This is a genomic window from Arthrobacter sp. 10N410, assembly GCF_056394945.1.
Genome location: NZ_JBFTIP010000001.1, coordinates 837,896 through 855,226, shown reverse-complemented (window position 1 = coordinate 855,226; position 17,331 = coordinate 837,896). Strand labels below are relative to the sequence as shown.

General features: G+C 68.3%; 16 protein-coding genes. 7 read left to right on the top strand and 9 right to left on the bottom strand.

Annotated features, from left to right (window positions below):
* Positions 1-17: 17 nt before the first annotated feature.
* From AC1DB8_RS04055 to mnmA, 5 genes are all read right to left on the bottom strand, one after another.
* Entirely contained in the window at positions 18-1,733 is a 1,716-nt protein-coding gene (locus AC1DB8_RS04055) for an ABC transporter ATP-binding protein (protein ID WP_441417248.1), read from the bottom strand.
* A complete protein-coding gene (locus AC1DB8_RS04050) occupies positions 1,730-2,761 on the bottom strand; it encodes an ABC transporter permease (RefSeq protein WP_441417247.1) in 1,032 nt (343 codons plus the stop codon). Before AC1DB8_RS04050 ends, AC1DB8_RS04055 begins: the two co-directional genes overlap by 4 nt.
* A gap of 1 nt (position 2,762) precedes the next feature.
* On the bottom strand, positions 2,763-3,854 hold the full coding sequence (locus tag AC1DB8_RS04045) for an ABC transporter permease (RefSeq protein WP_476892236.1): 1,092 nt from the start codon (positions 3,852-3,854) through the stop codon (positions 2,763-2,765).
* 132 nt (positions 3,855-3,986) lie between these two features.
* Positions 3,987-5,621 (bottom strand): ABC transporter substrate-binding protein, encoded by a 1,635-nt coding sequence (locus AC1DB8_RS04040; protein ID WP_476892235.1) that lies wholly within the window; start codon positions 5,619-5,621, stop codon positions 3,987-3,989.
* Between the two features lie 706 nt (positions 5,622-6,327).
* On the bottom strand, positions 6,328-7,452 hold the full coding sequence (gene mnmA, locus AC1DB8_RS04035; protein WP_476892234.1) for a tRNA 2-thiouridine(34) synthase MnmA: 1,125 nt from the start codon (positions 7,450-7,452) through the stop codon (positions 6,328-6,330).
* A gap of 182 nt (positions 7,453-7,634) precedes the next feature.
* Here mnmA and AC1DB8_RS04030 point away from each other — a divergent pair, with 182 nt between their 5' ends.
* Positions 7,635-8,879, top strand: a complete 1,245-nt coding sequence (locus AC1DB8_RS04030; protein ID WP_476892233.1) for an NAD(P)/FAD-dependent oxidoreductase — start codon at positions 7,635-7,637, stop codon at positions 8,877-8,879.
* On the opposite strand, the gene AC1DB8_RS04025 is transcribed toward AC1DB8_RS04030, so the two are convergent.
* Positions 8,876-10,102, bottom strand: coding sequence for a cysteine desulfurase family protein (locus tag AC1DB8_RS04025; protein WP_476892232.1), 1,227 nt, complete (start codon positions 10,100-10,102; stop codon positions 8,876-8,878). The two genes, AC1DB8_RS04030 and AC1DB8_RS04025, sit on opposite strands and share 4 nt — an antisense overlap.
* Positions 10,103-10,251: 149 nt before the next feature.
* Here AC1DB8_RS04025 and AC1DB8_RS04020 point away from each other — a divergent pair, with 149 nt between their 5' ends.
* Positions 10,252-11,127, top strand: a complete 876-nt coding sequence (locus AC1DB8_RS04020) for a DMT family transporter (protein WP_476892231.1) — start codon at positions 10,252-10,254, stop codon at positions 11,125-11,127.
* Here AC1DB8_RS04020 and AC1DB8_RS04015 read toward each other — a convergent pair.
* The gene (locus AC1DB8_RS04015) at positions 11,114-11,812 is read right to left on the bottom strand and encodes a helix-turn-helix transcriptional regulator (RefSeq protein ID WP_476892230.1); all 699 of its coding nucleotides are present in this window, start codon (positions 11,810-11,812) and stop codon (positions 11,114-11,116) included. The two genes, AC1DB8_RS04020 and AC1DB8_RS04015, sit on opposite strands and share 14 nt — an antisense overlap.
* 90 nt (positions 11,813-11,902) lie before the next feature.
* Between AC1DB8_RS04015 and AC1DB8_RS04010 the strand changes: the two genes are divergently transcribed.
* Positions 11,903-12,316, top strand: a complete 414-nt coding sequence (locus tag AC1DB8_RS04010; RefSeq protein ID WP_476892229.1) for a hypothetical protein — start codon at positions 11,903-11,905, stop codon at positions 12,314-12,316.
* A gap of 40 nt (positions 12,317-12,356) precedes the next feature.
* Here AC1DB8_RS04010 and AC1DB8_RS04005 read toward each other — a convergent pair whose 3' ends face one another.
* Both AC1DB8_RS04005 and AC1DB8_RS04000 read right to left on the bottom strand, forming a co-directional pair.
* Positions 12,357-13,028, bottom strand: coding sequence for a hypothetical protein (locus tag AC1DB8_RS04005; RefSeq protein ID WP_476892301.1), 672 nt, complete (start codon positions 13,026-13,028; stop codon positions 12,357-12,359).
* Positions 13,029-13,042: 14 nt separating this feature from the next.
* The gene (locus tag AC1DB8_RS04000) at positions 13,043-13,945 is read right to left on the bottom strand and encodes a diacylglycerol/lipid kinase family protein (RefSeq protein WP_476892228.1); all 903 of its coding nucleotides are present in this window, start codon (positions 13,943-13,945) and stop codon (positions 13,043-13,045) included.
* A 126-nt stretch (positions 13,946-14,071) separates the two neighbouring features.
* On the opposite strand from AC1DB8_RS04000, the gene AC1DB8_RS03995 reads away from it, so the two are divergent.
* The 4 genes from AC1DB8_RS03995 (at position 14,072) to AC1DB8_RS03980 (ending at position 17,283) form a co-directional block, all read left to right on the top strand.
* Positions 14,072-15,043 carry a J domain-containing protein gene (locus AC1DB8_RS03995; protein ID WP_476892227.1) on the top strand — a complete coding sequence of 324 codons (972 nt, stop codon included), beginning with the start codon at positions 14,072-14,074 and terminating at the stop codon, positions 15,041-15,043.
* Between the two features lie 28 nt (positions 15,044-15,071).
* Positions 15,072-15,539, top strand: a complete 468-nt coding sequence (locus AC1DB8_RS03990; RefSeq protein WP_476892226.1) for a tRNA (cytidine(34)-2'-O)-methyltransferase — start codon at positions 15,072-15,074, stop codon at positions 15,537-15,539.
* Positions 15,540-15,794: 255 nt separating this feature from the next.
* A complete protein-coding gene (sigK, locus tag AC1DB8_RS03985) occupies positions 15,795-16,400 on the top strand; it encodes an ECF RNA polymerase sigma factor SigK (RefSeq protein WP_441417235.1) in 606 nt (201 codons plus the stop codon).
* A 10-nt stretch (positions 16,401-16,410) separates the two neighbouring features.
* On the top strand, positions 16,411-17,283 hold the full coding sequence (locus AC1DB8_RS03980) for an anti-sigma factor (RefSeq protein WP_441417234.1): 873 nt from the start codon (positions 16,411-16,413) through the stop codon (positions 17,281-17,283).
* Positions 17,284-17,331 lie beyond the last annotated feature (48 nt).

The window sequence follows — 17,331 nt, the reverse complement described above, 5'->3', positions numbered from 1 at the left end:
GCAGGCGCGGCCGCTTGCTAGGCTCCGAGAACCGCGCGGAACTCCTCACGACGCCGGGCCTGCTCGTCCGGATCCGGGACCGGCAGCGACGCGATGAGCTTCTTGGTGTAGTCGTGCTGCGGGTGCCCCATGACCTGGTTTCCAAGGCCCTGCTCCACCATCTTGCCCTTGTACAGGACACCGACCCAGTGCGAGAGGATGTCCACCACGGCGAGGTCGTGGCTGATGAAGAGGCAGGCGAAACCGAATTCGGCTTGGATGTCCTTGAACAGCTCCAGCACCTTCGCCTGCACCGAAACATCCAGCGCCGACGTCGGCTCATCGGCGATCAGCAGCTTCGGGTTCAGGATCAGTGCCCGCGCCAGCGAGGCGCGCTGGCGCTGGCCGCCGGAGAGCTCGTGCGGGTACCGGTCCGCGTAAGCCGCCGGCAGCTGCACCGATTCGAGCAGCTCCCGGGTCCGCTGGCGTGCCTGCGCCGGCGTCGGCTTGGTGTGGATGATGAGCGGCTCCGCGATGCAGTCACCGATGGTGAGCTGCGGGTTGAACGACGCCGCCGGGTCCTGGAACACGAAGCCGATCTGCTTGCGCAGCGGTTTGAAGGTGCGCTCCTTGAGGTTGAGCATCTCGTAGTCCAGCACCTTGAGGCTGCCGCCCGTGGTCCTGTTCAGGCCCGCTATGGCGCGGCCGATCGTCGTCTTGCCGGAGCCGGACTCGCCGACGAGGCCGAAGACCTCGCCCTCGGACAGGGTGAAGTTCACGCCGTCCACGGCCTTGAACGCCGGGCTGCCCAGCCGGCCGGGGTACTCGATGGTGAGGTTCTTCGCCTCGACCAGTACCTTGCCGCCCTGGTGGGCGCGTTCGGTCATGCCCGCCGAGGCGGAGTTCCGGCCCAGGTGCGGGACGGCGGCCAGCAGCTTCTTCGTGTAGTCCTGCTTCGGTTCCGCAAAGAGCACCCGAGCGCTGGCCTCCTCGACGACGTCGCCCTGGTACATCACGACGACGCGGTCGGCGAGGTCGGCCACGACGCCCATGTTGTGCGTGATCAGCACGATCGAGGTGCCGTACTGGTCGCGCAGGTCGCGCAGCAGTTCCAGGATTTCCGCCTGCACGGTGACGTCCAGTGCGGTGGTCGGCTCGTCAGCGACGATGAGGCCCGGGTTGAGCGCCAGCGCGGCGGCGATGACGACGCGCTGTTTCTGGCCGCCGGAGAACTGGTGCGGGTAATAGTTGACCCGGGTTTCCGGATCCGGGATGCCCACCTTGCGCAGGGCGTCGATGGCGCGAGCCTTGGCCTCCTTGGCGCTGACCCGGCCCGCTCCCCCGTGCCCGGCATGGGCGCGGATGCCCTCGGCGATCTGCCAGCCAACGGTGAAGACCGGATTGAGCGCCGTGGAGGGCTCCTGGAACACCATGGCCACGTCGCGGCCGCGGATTTCCCGCAGCTTCGAGGCGCTGACGCTGATCACGTTGTTGCCGTTGATCAGCACTGCGCCGGAGCTGATCGCCGTCTCCGGCAGCAGCCCCAAGATGGTCTTGGCGGTGACGGTCTTGCCGGAGCCGGACTCGCCGACGATGGCGACGACTTCGCCGGGGTTGACCTCGAGGCTGACATCCTTCACGGCATAGACGTCCCCGGCGTCCGTGGCGAAGGTGACCCTGAGGTGGTCGATGTCCAGCACGGGCCCGGCGCCGCGGGCGTGCTGGTCTGAAACGGAACCGATATTGGTGCTCATGAACTGCTCACTTCTGCTGAGTGCGCTGCCTGGGCGGCGGAACCGGGTCCGCCGGTGCCGGGGCCGGCTTTGCCGGAGGCAGCCTTCTTGCGGCCGCGCAGGCGCGGGTCGTTGAGGTCGTTGATGCTTTCGCCGACCAGGGTCAGCCCCACCACGGTGAGGACAATGGCCAGGCCCGGGAAGACACCGGTCCACCAGATCCCGGAGGTGGTGTCCGCCAGCGCCTTGTTGAGGTCGAAGCCCCATTCGGCGGCCGAAGTCGGTTCGATGCCGAAGCCGAGGAAGCCCAGGCCCGCGAGGGTGAGGATGGCTTCGGAGGCGTTCAGCGTGAAGATCAGCGGCAGGGTGCGGGTGGCGTTCTTGTAGATGTGGCGGGTCATGATCCTGATGTTGGACGCGCCCACCACCTTGGCCGATTCCACGAAGGGTTCGGCCTTGAGCCGGATGGTTTCGGCGCGGATGACGCGGAAGTACTGCGGGATGAAGACCACGGTGATCGAGATCGCAGCGGCCAGGATGCCGCCCCACAGGCTGGAACGCCCGCCGCTGATCACGATTGCCATGACGATGGCGACCAGCAGGGACGGGAACGCGTACACCGCGTCGGCGACGACCACGAGGATCCGGTCAAGCCAGCCGCCGATGTAGCCGCTGACCAGGCCGAGGATGACGCCGATGAAGATCGACATGATGACGGCCACGATGATGACCATGACGGCGGTCTGCGCGCCCCAGACGACCCGGGAGAACACGTCGTAGCCGCCCACGGTGGTGCCGAGCAGGTGCTTGCCGCCGGGTGCCTGCTGGGCGGGGAAGCTGCCGTCGGCGTCGGAGATCTGGGAGAAGCCGAAGGGTGCGATCAACGGTGCGAAGATGGCGGTCAGCAGGAACAGCGAGGTCAGGATCAGCCCGGTGACGAGCATGCCCCGCTGCAGGCCGACGCTCTTGTTGAAGTGGGAGACGACCGGCAGTCGCCGGTACCAGGGGTCCCGGCGGCTTTCTGCGGCAATGGTTGGTTCGATGCTCATGTCAGTACCTCACGCGGGGGTCGATCAGCGCGGCGACGATGTCCACGATGAAGTTGGTCACGGCCACGATCACGGCGAGCAGCACCACGATGCCCTGCACGGCCACGAAGTCGCGGGCCGTCAGGTAGGTCGCCAGCTGGAAGCCGAGGCCTTTCCATTCAAAGGTGGTCTCGGTCAGCACGGCGCCGCCGAGCATGACCGCGATCTGCAGGCCCATCACGGTGATGATCGGGATCAGCGCCGGCTTGTAGGCGTGCTTGGTGACCAGCCGGAATTCGCTGACGCCGCGTGAGCGGCCGGCCTCCACGTAGTCCTTGCCGAGGGTGCCGATCACGTTGGTGCGGACCAGCCGCAGGAAGATGCCGGCGGTCAGCAGCCCAAGGGCGACGGCGGGCAGCACGGCATGGGCGGTGACATCACCGAGTGCGGCCATGTTGCCGCTGCGGACCGCGTCGAGCCAGTAGATGCCGGTGGGCGCCTGCAGCGCGGTGAGGGCCAGTTCGGTGGAGGTCTTGGCGCGGCCGGCGACCGGGAGCCAGCCGAGCCAGACCGAGAAGGTCAGCTTGAGCAGCATGCCGGCAAAGAAGACGGGCGTGGCGTAGCAGAGGATCGCGAAGATGCGCAGGACGGCGTCGGCCGCCTTGTCGCGGCGATGCGCGGCGATCATGCCCAGCGGGATACCCACGAGCAGTGCCACGAGCAGTGCGTTGATGGACAGTTCCAGCGTTGCCGAACCGTAGGTGGTCAGCATCTCGGAGACCTGGCGGTTGTCCGAGAGCGTGGAGCCGAAATTGCCGGTGATGAGCTGTCCGAGGTACTCGAAGTACTGCACGAAGATGGGCCGGTCGTAGCCGGCCGCGTGGATGCGCTCCGCCAGTTGTTCCGGCGGGAGCCGCCCGCCGAGGGCGGCCGTGATCGGGTCGCCCGTGATGCGCATCAGGAAAAATACGAGTGTGACCAGGATGAAAATGGTCGGGAAGATCAGCAGGAACCTGATCAGGATGTATTGGCCCAGTCCCCCACCGGACGCCTTCTTCTTTGTTGGCAATAGGCCGTCGGCGTCGCTGGGCGGCGCCTCAATAAGTGTTGTCATTGGTACCTAAATTTGTGTTTCCGTCGGCTTCGTGGGCTTCCGGAATCGGTTGTCCTGCTATCAGCAAGAAAGGCGGGACGCCGCGCAGGCGCCCCGCCTCCTTGGCTGGTCAGGACCGGATGGGGAATGGACCTACTTGGAAATCACACCAAGACGGGTCTTGAAGGACGCGTCGAGGGTCTTTTCGACACCCTGGACGTCCTTGCCGGCGACCATGAGCTGGGCGCCCTGCAACAGCGGCAGCGTGGAGAGGTCCTTGGCGACGGCCGTCTGGGCCTCGCCAAGCACCTTTTCGCGCTCGGTCTTGTCAACGGTGGTGAGCTGCTTCTTGATCAGCGCCGTGACGGAGGCGTTCTCGTAGTGGTTCTTGAGGAAGTTGCCCGGGACGAAGAACGGGGTCAGGTAGTTGTCGGCGTCGGAGTAGTCCGGGAACCAGCCGAGCTGGTAGACCGGGTAGACGTCCTTGGTGCGGTCCTTGGAGTAGGTGACCCACTCAGTGGACTGCAGGTCGACCTTGAACAGGCCGGACTTCTCCAGCTGCTCCTTGATCATGGCGTACTCGTCGCCGGAGGATTTGCCGTAGTGGTCCGGGTTGTACTGCAGCTTCAGCGTGACCGGGGCGGTGACGCCGGCGTCGCTGAAGGCCTTCTTGGCCTTGTCCAGGCTGGGTTTGCCGTTGCCGTCGCCGTACATTTCCTTGAGCGGCTTGATGGCGCCGACGAAGCCGTCCGGGACGACGGAGTACGCGGGCAGGTAGGTGCCCTTGTAGACCTGGCTGGCGATCGCGTCGCGGTCGACGATGTCTGCCATCGCCTGGCGGACGGCGAGTGCCTTCTTCGGGTCGGCGTCGGCAGCCTTGGCGCCGAACGGCATGGTGTCGAAGTTGAAGACGATGTAGCGCAGTTCGCCACCGGGGCCCTTGTGAACCTTGACCTTGGAGTCCTTCTCGAGGTCGGCGGCGTCGGTCGCGGTCAGGCTGCGGCCGGCGACGTCGATGTTGCCCTGCTGGACATCGAGCTTGAGGTTGTTGGAGTCCGCGTAGTACTTGATCGTGGCGCTGTCGTTCGCCGGCTTGCCGAGCAGACCCTTGTAGTCAGGGTTGGCCTTGAGGCTGACGAGCTCGTTCTTCTTGTAGCTCTCGATCGTGTACTGGCCGGCGAAAGGCTTGCCCTTGACGATGTCCTCGTCGCTCATCAGCTTGTCGGCGGAGAAGACCTCTTCGTCGACGATCGGACCTGCGTTCGCGGCGAGCACGCCCGGGAAGACCTGGTCGTTGCCTTCCTTGAGCTTGAAGACCACGGTGGAGTCGTCTTTGACTTCCACCGAGGCGAGGTTGCCCAGCAGGGAGGCCGGGCCGTTGTCGTCGTTGATCTTGATGACGCGGTCGATCGAGAACTTCACGTCCGAGGACGTCAGCGCGTGCCCGTTGGCGAACTTGAGGCCGGACTTGAGCTTGACGGTGTATTCCGTGGGGCTCGTGAAGGACGCGGACTCAGCGATGTCCGGGCTGGAGTCAGCCGTTCCGGGCTTCGAGTTCATCAGGAACGGGTAGATCTGGTTCATCACCATGAACGAGCCGGCGTCGTAGGAGCCGGCCGGGTCGAGGGTGACCACCTTGTCCGTGGTGCCGTACGTAATGCTGCCTCCGCCTGCGGCGCTGCCGGAGGACGTTCCGCCGCCGGTAGGGCCGGTGCAGGCCGTCAGTGCAAAGGCGGAAACCCCGGCAAGCGCGATGGCGCTCTGCAGGGCCTTTTTGTTCATTGCCATCTGTGAACTTTCTGTTCGATGAGTACTAGTGCGCAGCCCGAAGTAGCTTGACTCGTTGGGCAGCACCTGTCCTGATTCCTAGATTCAATCAGAAGACCACGGGCGAATCGCTACATCTTGTGAGTTGAGACACAAAATTTACACGAACCGGCGGAAGTTATCGCATTCTTCGGGATTTCGCCCGGATCTTCGGCACCCCGGACTCGGTGCGGCCTGCGGCGGCGGGGGCTCGGGAACGGACATGCCCACCGCCCAGGCCAGGGACTGGGCATATACCCGAAGTGCCCACTCGTGGCCGCGAAGAATGGACATGTCCCTCGCTCTAGCCGGAAGACGAACATGGCCCGCGCTCTAGCCGGAGGACGGGCATGCTCACCGCCGAGGCCCGGGAGTGGACATAATCCCGAAGTGCCCACTCGTGGCCGCGAAGAATGGACATGTCCCGCGCGGGATGCTTGCGCGGGGTGCACGCTAACGAACATGTCCCGCGCGGGATGCTTGCGCGGGGTGCACGCTAACGAACATGTCCCGCGCCCGAGCCCGGGAGTGGACATATACCCGAAGTGCCCACTCGTGGCCGCGAAGAATGGACATGTCCCGCGCCCGGGCGACGGTTAAAGGCAGGAGCGCCGCAGGCCAATGGCATGCGGCGCTCCTGGAATCGGCGGACCGGCCCCCCGCCGAAGACGCGGCCCGTCGGGGGCGGTTAGAGGGCGGCCCGCTGGAGCGACCGCGCGGCGTCGATGGTGGCCTGGCCAAGGACCCGGCTGCCCTGGTAGAGCACCACGGTCTGGCCGGGGGCGACGCCGCGGAGCGGTTCCGCCAGCGTGACCACCAGGTCGCCGGACCCTCCGGAGTGTTCCATCCGGGCGGTTGCCGGCACCGGGTCCCCGTGGGCGCGGACCTGGGCGTAGCAGTCGAACTCCTCGCCGGTGGCGATCTCCGCGATCGGCAGCCCGGCCCAGGACACCTTGATGCCGCGGATCTCGTCGATCGCGAGCAGGGCCTCGGGGCCGACGACCACCTTGTTCTCCTTGGGGCGGATCTCCAGCACAAAGCGCGGCTTGCCGTCGGCGGCCGGGGTGCCCAGCTTCAGCCCGCGGCGCTGGCCGACGGTGAAGGCGTTGGCGCCCGGGTGTTCGCCGACCTTGGCGCCGGATTCGTCCACGATGTCGCCGGTGGACATCTCGATCTTCTCCGCCAGCCAGCCGGCGGTGTCGCCGTCGGGGATGAAGCAGATGTCGTGGCTGTCGGGCTTGTTGGCCACGGACAGCCCTCGGCGTTCGGCCTCGGCGCGGACCTCGGCCTTGGAGGGGGTGTCCGCGAGCGGGAACATCGAGTGCCGGAGCTGTTCGTGCGTGAGGACGCCGAGCACGTAGCTCTGGTCCTTTGCCCAGTCCGCGGCGCGGTGCAGTTCGGGGTTACCGTCGGCGTCCGTGATCACCTTGGCGTAGTGGCCGGTGCAGACGGCGTCGAAACCCAGCGCGATCGCCTTCTCCAGCAGCGCGGCGAACTTGATCCGCTCGTTGCAGCGCATGCACGGGTTGGGCGTGCGGCCGGCGGCGTATTCGTCGATGAAGTCCTGGACGACGTCTTCCTTGAATCGCTCGGAGAAGTCCCACACGTAGTACGGGATGCCCAGCACGTCGCACGCCCGCCAGGCGTCGCGCGAGTCCTCGATGGTGCAGCAGCCGCGGCTGCCGGTGCGCAGCGTTCCGGGCATGCGTGAGAGGGCGAGGTGGACCCCGACGACGTCGTGGCCGGCCTCGACGGCGCGGGCTGCGGCAACGGCTGAATCGACGCCGCCGCTCATGGCTGCAAGAACTCGCATGCTGGCTTTCTCTAGGAATCGGGAGGTCCGCGGGCAGATGAATAACACAGCGCCCGCATACCGATTCTATCGCCACGCCGATTCCTGCCCCAAAAAGGCTTGACGGCAGCCTGCCGCGCTTCTAACGTCAGCATTAGCGGTTTTAGAACAAGGGCGGCGAAAGCCCAGACGGGACGCGCGAGATGGCTGTCGAGAACATCGCGATTGTGGGTGGCGGGCTGGCGGGCGCCACCGCCGCGAAGACCCTGCGGGTGGAGGGCTTCGAGGGCCCGGTCACGCTGCTCGCCGAGGAGGCGCAGACCCCCTACCTGCGGCCGCCGCTGTCCAAGGAATATCTCCTGGGCAAGGACGGCGAGGACGCCCTCCCGGTGGTTCCGGCCGGCTGGTACGAGGAGAACGACGTCGACCTCCAACTGGGCGCTCCCGTCACCGGGCTGGACACCGCGGCCCGCACGGTGACCCTCGGCGACGGCAGCCGGCTGCCCTATTCCGCGCTCCTGCTGGCCACGGGGGCACGTCCGCGCTCGATTCCGCTGCCCGGCAGCAGCCTCGACGGCGTCATGACGTTCCGGACGCTCGACGACAGCCGCCGGCTCCGGGATGCCCTCTCCGCGGGCGGCCGGAACGTGGTGATGGTCGGCTCGGGTTGGATCGGAATGGAGCTTGCGGCCGCCGCAAACTCGTATGGCAACTCCGTCACCCTGCTGGGCCTCGAGCAGGTGCCGCTGGCCGCGGCGATTGGCCCCGAACTGGGCGCCTTCTTCCGCTCGCTGCATGAGTCCCGGGGCGTGCGGTTCCGGCTGCCGGCGTCGGCCGCAGCCATCACAGGCGTCGACGGCCGGGTCACCGGCGTCCGCACCGACGCCGGCGAAATCCTGGCCGCCGACCTGGTTGTCATCGCCGTCGGCGTCGTCCCCGAGACATCGCTCGCCGCAGCCGCGGGCATCGCCCTGGACAACGGGATCCTCACGGACGCGTCGCTGCGCACTTCGGCTCCGGGAGTCTTTGCCGCCGGCGACGTCGCCAACGCCCTGCATCCGTTCACCGGCGGGCACCACCGCAGCGAGCACTGGTCCAACGCGCTCAACGGCGGGAAGGTCGCCGGCCGGGCGATGCTCGGACGGGAGGCCGTACTGGACACCATTCCTTACTTCTATACGGACCAGTACGACGTCAGCATGGAGTATTCCGGCTTCCCCAGCCTGGTCGAGGGCCCGCCCGTGCTCAGGGGTTCACTGGAGCGGCAGGAATTCCTCGCCTTCTGGCAGCGCGAAGGCTGCGTGGTCGCAGGCATGAACGTCAACTGGCCGCGGTCCGACAAGCCGCAAAAGGCCATCAAGGCACTCATCACTGCACGCGGCTCCGTCAGCCCGGACTCGCTGGCGGATCCGGACGTCCCGCTGGAGCAGCTACTGTCCTTGGACTAGCCGTTGGCGGATTGGCGGGCGACGGTTCCCGCGGTCTGGATGCTGGACTCGTGTCCGGCCATGCCGGCCTGGCGGGCGCGGGTGTACGCCGCCGGCAGGGCCGCCAGCAGCGCATCGACGTCGGCGTCGGTAGAGGAGTGGCCGAGGGTGAAGCGCTGGGCGCCCCGGGCGGTGTCCTCATCCAGGCCCATGGCGAGCAGCACGTGGGAGGGCCGCGGCACGCCGGCGGTGCAGGCTGAGCCGGTGGAGGATTCCACCCCGGCGAGGTCCAGCAGGAACAACAGCGAGTCGCCCTCGCAGCCGGGGAAGGTGAAATGCGCGTTGCCCGGCAGCCGGCCGTTCCCGGGGGCACCGCGCAGCACGGCCTCCGGAACGGCGGCGCGGACGCCGTCAATCAGACGGTCCCGGAGCGCGGAGATCCGTGCCGACTCGGCGGCCAGATTTCCGGTGGCTGCCTCCGCCGCGGCGGCGAAGGCTGCGATCGACGCGGTGTCCAGGGTGCCGGAGCGCACGTCGCGTTCCTGTCCCCCGCCGTGCTGGACCGGGGTCAGCTTGACGGCGCGGCCCAGCAGCAGCGCGCCGACGCCGACCGGGCCGCCGATTTTGTGGCCGGAGATGGACATGGCGTCCAGGCCGGTCCCACGGAAATCAACCGGCACGGAGCCGAACGCCTGCACGGCGTCGGAATGCACGGGCACGCCGGCGGCGTGCGCCAGCCGCACGACCTCCGCGACCGGTTGGAGGCTGCCTACTTCGTTGTTGGCCCACATGACGGTGACCAGGGCAATCGAGGCCGGATCGTCGGCCAACTCGGCTTCCAGCGCGGCCAGGTCCAGCACGCCGTCGGCGTCCACGGGCAGCCAGCGAACGTCGGCTCCCTCGTGCCGTTCGAGCCATTCGACGGCGTCCAGCACCGCGTGGTGTTCGACGGCGGAGCAGAGAACGCGGGTCCGCCGCTGATCCTCGGCCTGGCGGGCCCAATAGAGTCCCTTCACGGCAAGGTTGTCGGCTTCCGTGCCGCCTGAGGTGAAGATAACCTCCGAAGGATGCGCCCCGGCTGCCGCGGCCAGGGCCTCGCGGGCATCCTCGACAGCCCGGCGGGCGCGGCGGCCGGACCCGTGCAGAGAGGAGGGGTTGCCGGTGCGGGCCAGCTCACGCGTCAGCGCGGTCAGCGCCTCAGCGGCGAGCGGCGTGGTGGCTGCGTGGTCTAGGTATACGGGCACACGCCAATTCTACCGTGGGGGGCTTGCTCCGCGCCGCGGGACGGCGCGGCCGGAAGGCGCGGGACGGCGCGGGACGGCGACGCCGGAAGGAGACGGAAGGCACCGGAGGGCGACGCCGGAAGGAGACGGCACTGGTGTACATTCAAGCGGTGAAAGCGTCCCTCTACCTCGTCCTGGCCACCCTGTTCTGGTCCGGAAATTTCGTCGTCGGCCAGGCCGCTGTCGCCTCGATGACGCCCCTGGACCTGACCTTCTGGCGCTGGACGCTGGCCGCCCTGCCGCTGCTGGCCCTGGCCCACTTCGTGGAAAAGCCGGACTGGCGCGCGGTCCTGCGCCGCTGGCCCGTGCTGCTGCTGCTGAGCGCGCTGGGGATGAGCGGCTACACCTTGCTCCTGTACGGCGCGCTCGGCTACACCTCCGCGATGAACGCCTCGCTGATCACCGCGGCGAACCCGGCCCTGATTGTGGTGATGGCAATTTTCCTGCTCGGCGAGAGGACCACCCGGCTCGGCTGGCTCGGCATCGGGCTGGGGCTGCTGGGCGTGCTGCTGGTCCTGACCCGCGGCGAACTGCAGCGGGTATTCAGCCTCTCGATCAACGCCGGGGAGCTCCTGATGATCGGCGCCATCGTGGTCTGGGGCAGCTACACGATCATCGCCCGCCGGCTGGACATTCCCGCCATCGCCGCCACCGCCGTGCAGGTCACCATGGCCACCGTGACGCTGGCACCGTTTGCGCTGGCCATGCACGTGCGGCTGCCGGAGACACCGGCGGAAGGCTGGTCGCTGGCCTACATAGCGGTCTTCCCCTCGCTGGGCGCCTACCTGTTCTGGAACCTGGCATTGAAGACCACCCCGCCGGGCACCGCCGGGAACTATCTGAACCTCATGGTGGTCTTCACCGCCGTCATCACGGTCGCGCTTGGGACGCCCCTGACCCTCGTCCAGGTCGCGGGCGGCATCATGGTGGTAGCCGGCGTCCTGCTGACCGGCATCAAGGGGCAGGCGAAGCTCAGAGCGGCCTGATCCGGGCGCAGCACTGGGCCGGGGCAGCCGAGCCCTGCAGCCGGAGTTCCTCGATGTCGAGCGCTTCGACCCTGGCCGGATCCACCCCGCAGCCCGCCGCGGCCCCGCCCAGGAACGCGCCGTTCATGGCGCAGACCACCTCCGCGTGGCCCTGGGCCACCCGGTGAAACGGGCAGTTGAGCAACACGAGCCCGCCGGCACCGTCCTCCGCCGGTCGGTACCCCTCGGCGGTCAGCAGCTCCGCGAAGTCGGCGGTGCCGGCGGCTTCCCCCGCGGCCAGGCCCCGCGACCGGGCGGCCTGCAGCAGCGCGGTCCGGGCCGATCCGCCGTCGGCCGCGGATTGTTCAATCGCCGTCACCAGGAGTTCGGCGGCCAGATCATAGTTGCGTTCCGGTACGGATGCCGAGACCTCCTGGACGGCCGCGCGGTACAGCTTGGCCGGCCGGCCGGAACCGGGCCCCTCCTTGCCGCCGAGTTTGCGGAACTCCACCGCCAGCAGGCCGTCGTGGACCAGCCGGTCCAGGTGGAACGAGGCGGTGCTCCTTGCCAGCCCGAGGGCACCGGCCGCGTCGTCGCGGCCCACCGCCTGATCCGCCGCGGTGACGAAGTCAAAGAGCCGCCTGCGGTTTTCATCCCCCAGGGACGCGACGGCGGCAATCCTGCGGCTCCACGGCAAATGGTTCATGGCATCAGCCTAACTCTAAAAACAAGATCCATTGCTTAACCCCTGCAGTCATTCTAAAATCAAGTTACCCAATTTTAGAAGGAGCAGAAGATGAAATCTTCAACAGCACTTGCGGCCCCGGCCCCGACGGTCGCAGCCGGTTCCCAGCGGCAGGCCTTCCTGTTGCTGCGCACGGTCTTCACCGTCGCGCCGATCATTTTCGGCCTGGACAAGTTCACCAACCTGCTGACCGACTGGACGATGTATCTCGCCCCGGTGGCCACCTCGGTGGTCCCGGTGTCGGCACAGAGTTTTATGTACGTCGTCGGCGTCGTCGAGATCATCGCCGGCATCGCCGTGGCCGTCCGCCCGCGCTTCGGATCCCTGCTGGTCGCCGTGTGGCTGCTCGGCATCATCGTCAACCTGCTGGTCCTTGGCAGCTACTTCGACGTGGCGCTGCGCGACTTCGGACTGCTGGTCGGGGCCCTGGCGCTGAACCGGCTCTCTCCGGCGAAGCTCCACTAGCCGGCCCCCTGCCGCCGCCGGCCTGTCCGCTTCGGGCGGGTCAGGACGACGGCGGCAGCACGGCCAACCGGGCGGCGATGTCGGCCCGCGCGGCCGCGAGCGCCGCGTCGTCCGGGCAGGACACGGAGACATAGACGGATGAGCCGGCCTTGGCAAAGAGCCGGGCGTAGCTGGCGCTCGCCCGGCTCCCGGCCTTCTTACCGCCCTCGAGCACCAGCACCTCGACCCGCGGGCCCGGCTTGTCCGGTTCGCCGCCCCAGCGCAGGACTGCCGTCTTGAGGTAGGACGGCAGGATGCTGGGGTCCAGGTAGTGGAAGAGGGCCTCCGTGGACGCCTTGTCGTCGCCGGCGACGACGAGCGGCCACTGGTTCACCCGGACCCTGGCGGAGACCAGGCAGCCGTCGGCCTTCCGGTACTCGCTGGCGCCGGCCACATCCTGTTTGCCGGCCTTCCAGGCGGGGGCGTCGCTCAGCCCGTCGGAGAGTCGGACCGGTACGCCGGCAGCGAGGCGGTCCCCCGCTCCGAAAGGCAGGCTGCGCGCAGCGACCGCTTCGGCGTCGTACCCCGGCGTCACGGTCGGGGTGGCGACGGTGGCAGCGCTGCTCACCGGTTTGGCCGCCGAGGGATCCGGAACCCCCACACTGCAGCCTGCCAGCAGGGGCAGCAGTGCCAGCAGTGCGCCGCCGAACCGTGCCGTGCCCTGGCCCGCCATGTCCGTCACCCTGCCTACGCCAGGACCCGGAGCGCACCGGGCACAACGTCGATGGTCAGTGGCAGCGGTCCGACCCGCTCGCCGTCCGCGTACGCGACGACGCCGTCGGCCTCAAGTTCAACCCGCCGGACCCGGCGGATCTCCACGGCCGGGTGGCCCACGTGCTTGCCGGAAAACACCTTGGGGAACACCGCCAGGAAAGCGGCGCGGGACAACGGCCGGACGATGAACAGGTCCAGATAGCCGTCGTCGAGGACGGCGTCGGGCACGACCTTCATGCCGCCGCCGATCGACTGTCCGTTGGCCACCGAGATCAGCATGGCACCCTGCTGCCAGCGTTCGCCGTCGGCCGTCACGGTGTACTCGATGGCGCGAAAGGTGGCCAGTTCGCGCAGCATGGCCAGGTTGTACCGGGCCCGGCCGCGCGGTCGGCGCCACGCGTTGGCGCGCTCGTTGACCGCGGCGTCAAAGCCTGCGGACACCACCCCGGCAAACCAGTGCGTCCGGCCGCCGGAGCTCACCCGGCCGGCGTCGATCAGGCGGCCGCCCGACGGCAGGGCAGCCAGCACCCGTGCGGCGGCCGCCGGGATGTCGTGCCGCGGCAGGCCGAGCGCGCGTGCCATGTCATTTCCGGTTCCGCTCGGAATGATGCCCAGCGGAGTCCCGCCGAACGGGGCACCCGACCCGGCGAGCGCGTTGACACCCAGGTGGACCATGCCGTCGCCGCCCGCCACAACCAGCGCGTCCACCCCGTCGGCGAGCACCTTGTCCACGGCCTGGGACAAATGCTGGTAGCTGTCCTCGCACAGCAGCTGGACCTGGACCCCGGCCGCGCTGAGGCACTCGGCCGCTTCCCGGCCGGCATGCCGCCCGCGGCCAAAGGAGGCGCGCGGGTTGACGGCGAGGGCAATCTTCATGCGCTGAATTATGCCAGCCGCCGGGAACCATCCACGGCCACACGCTCGTTATTCCCCCAGCCGGTTAAACTGTCCACGCCGGAGGTCCCCGACCGGACCGGCTCCACTGACGCAAAGGAATCGTGCTTGACGCAGGGCAACAGCTCGCATTACCAGGTCCTCAGGATCCCCGTCACGGCGACGGACAAGGACATCAAGGTGGCCTACCGCAAGGCTGCCCGCACGGCCCACCCCGACCACGGAGGCGACGCCGCCACCTTCCGCCGGGTGACCCTGGCCTATGAGACCCTCATCGATGCCAAGCGCCGTGCCGACTACGACCGTTCCTACGGCAGCGGGACCGCCTTCTCCAGCCGCACGGCCCCGGCCGAAGAAGGTGCGCACTTCGACGCGCCGGCAGCCGGCAGCCGGGCGTCCGCGCATGTCCGCCGTCCGAACACGCCGCGCAACACCGCCGCCGATCCCCCGGTCTACGTTCCCTCCTTCGAAGAGGTGGCGGCGGCCGGTGAGGTGCCGCTGATCCCGGCGTCGGTGGCCGGGCAGCAGGTCCACGGCATGCCCCGCCGGCGGGGCATTTTCGGCGCTGAGGCGCGCATCCAGCGCGAAATGCGGACGGTGCAGCTGATCACCCGGCAGATCCTGCCTGCCATCCCGGCCGCCCGGCTGATCAATGGTCTGCAGTCCCCCGCGGACAACAGCCACATCGACCATGTGCTGGTCTCCGGCTACCGGCTGGCCATCATCGGTTCCATGCTCCTGCCGCCGGGAGCCTACGCCTGGAACGGCAGCACCCTGAACCACGGCGGCCGATCCATCGCCCCGCCGCAGCTGGCCCATGTGGTGCGCCGGATGCAGGACATCTTCCCGGAGCTGAACGTCACCGGCTGGACCGTCGTCCACAGCACCGACGGCAACCTGCACGAACCGGTGATCGACCGGCACGGCCGCTCCCGCGACCGCGGCGACAGCCAAGAGCTCGTCCAGGTGGTCAACGCCGCCGGGCTGGCCCGCGGCCTCAAGCAGTTCCTCAGTTCCGGGCCCGCCCCGAACACCGTCAACGTACCGGTGCTGGCCAGGCTGCTGCGCGGAATGCATTAGCGGCCAGCCGGCTCGCTAGGATGGGAGCGTGTTCCGCATCCTCTTCCACAGCCCCGAAATCCCCGGCAATACCGGCAATGCCATCCGGCTGGCCGCCATCACGGGCGCCGAACTCCACCTCGTGGAGCCGCTGGGCTTTGACTTCTCCGACGCCAAGCTCCGCCGCGCCGGCCTGGACTACCACGACCTCGCCGTCGTCACCGTCCACCCGGACATCGACGCGGCCTGGGAAGCGCTGCAGCCGGAGCGGGTCTTCGCCTTCACTTCCGACGGCGAAACCTCCTACACGGACATCAGCTACCGTCCCGGCGACGTGCTGATGTTCGGCCGGGAATCCGTGGGCCTTTCCGAGGCACTCAAGCACGACCCGCATGTGACGTCCCGCGTCCGGTTGCCTATGCTGCCGGCGCTGCGTTCGCTGAACCTGGCCAACGCGGCGTCGATTGCTGTCTACGAGGCCTGGCGCCAGCAGGGCTTCGCGGGCGCCGAGCTGTAGTACCTGGGGCTTGCGGCGCTGGATCCGGATCAGGCCGCTGGCGCAAATTTCCCTGAAGTCCGCCCATCCGTTTCTCCCGCCGCGCCGAATCGTTTGTGAGAGACCATCCAGGCGAGCGTTGAAGGGAGCGAGGAGCGGCAGGTGACAATAATGCAGGCGGATAGACGCCCGGCCCGTTGGGCTGCGGGCAACCACGGCACGGTCGAAGTCCGTTCTGGCCCCGGACCGGAGGCTGGCACCTTATGCTTGAGGGTGATGGAAACTCCGAATGCCCCGAATCCCGAGGCCGCCGCTCCCCCCAGCGCCTCAGCCGACGTTAACCGCCGGCTGGGAGCCCTGCTCGGACAGATCGCCAACGGTGACCAGGCCGCCTTCGCCGAGTTCTATCAGCTCACGTCGCGCCGCGTTTTCGGCATGGCGCGCCGGGTCCTGATTGACACGGAGCTCAGCGAGGACACCACGCAGGAGGTGTTCCTCCAGGTCTGGCAGAACGCCGCCAAGTTCAACGCCGACGCCGGCAGCCCGCTCGCGTGGCTGATGACCATCTCCCACCGCCGGGCCGTGGACAAGGTCCGGTCCTCGCAGTCCTCCACCGACCGTGAGGCCAAGTACGGCGCCAGCAGCCAGGAGATCGACCACGACTCCGTTTCCGATGCGGTCGGCAGCAAGCTCGAGGCCGAAGCGGTGGTCCGCTGCCTGGACACGCTGACGGACACACAGCAGGAATCCGTCCGGCTCGCCTATTACGGCGGGCTCACCTACCGGGAAGTCGCCGAGAAGCTCAACGCGGCCGTTCCCACCATTAAGTCCCGCATCCGCGACGGACTGATCCGACTGAAGACCTGTTTGGGGGTGAGTTGAGATGAATGACATGAATCCTCAGAACAGCGGCCGCACGCCCGGCAGCTTTTCCGCCGACATCGCCAGCGACCTCAGCTCCGGCCGCGCCGTCGACCTCGCCGAGGTTTACGCGCTGCACGCCCTCGACGACGCCGAACGCACCGCCGTCGACCGCTACCTCACGGAGGCCCCGCCGGCGGAACGCGCCGAGTTCGAGGAGCGTGTCCGGCAGGCCCGAGAGACGCTGACGATGAGCTTTAGCGCGGAGGAGGAGCCGCCGGCCGGCCTGTTCGACCGCATTGTCGCGGCCCTGCCGGCGCAGGCCGCCGAGCCGGGTGCCGAGGCACGGCCTGGCCCTGCCGCTCCCCCGGTGGTGGCCCGTCCGGTCCGCGAACACCCGGGGCTTCCGGTCACCGACGAACTCAGCGCCGCCCGCCAGCGCCGTGACGAACGGCGCCGGCCCCAGGGCATGCGCAACTGGCTGATCGGCGTCGCCGCTGCTGCCGCCATCGCGGTAGGCGGAGTCGGGGTGGGCGCGTATGTCGCCAACCAGAACGACCCGCTGAACCAGGTGCTTCAGGCCAGCGACGTGCGCAAGGCGACGATCGACGTGATCGGCGGCGGCACGGCCTCGCTCACGCTCTCGTCCTCGAAGGACGCCGCGGTAGTAAAGATGAACGGCGTTCCCGCTCCACCGACGGGCAAGGTCTACCAGATGTGGCTGATCCCGAAGGACGGCTCGGCTCCGGTCTCCAAGGGCCTGATGGACGCGGAGGCGCTGTCAAAGCCTGCTGTCGTCACGGGCATCGGCTCCGCCGCGGCCCTGGGCATCACGGTGGAGCCGGCGGGCGGCTCTAAGACGCCCACCATGCCGACCGTGGCCTCCGCGCCGCTGGGCGCTTAGTAGCTGACGCTTAGTATCTGACAACGACAAAGCCGCGCAGGACCCGAT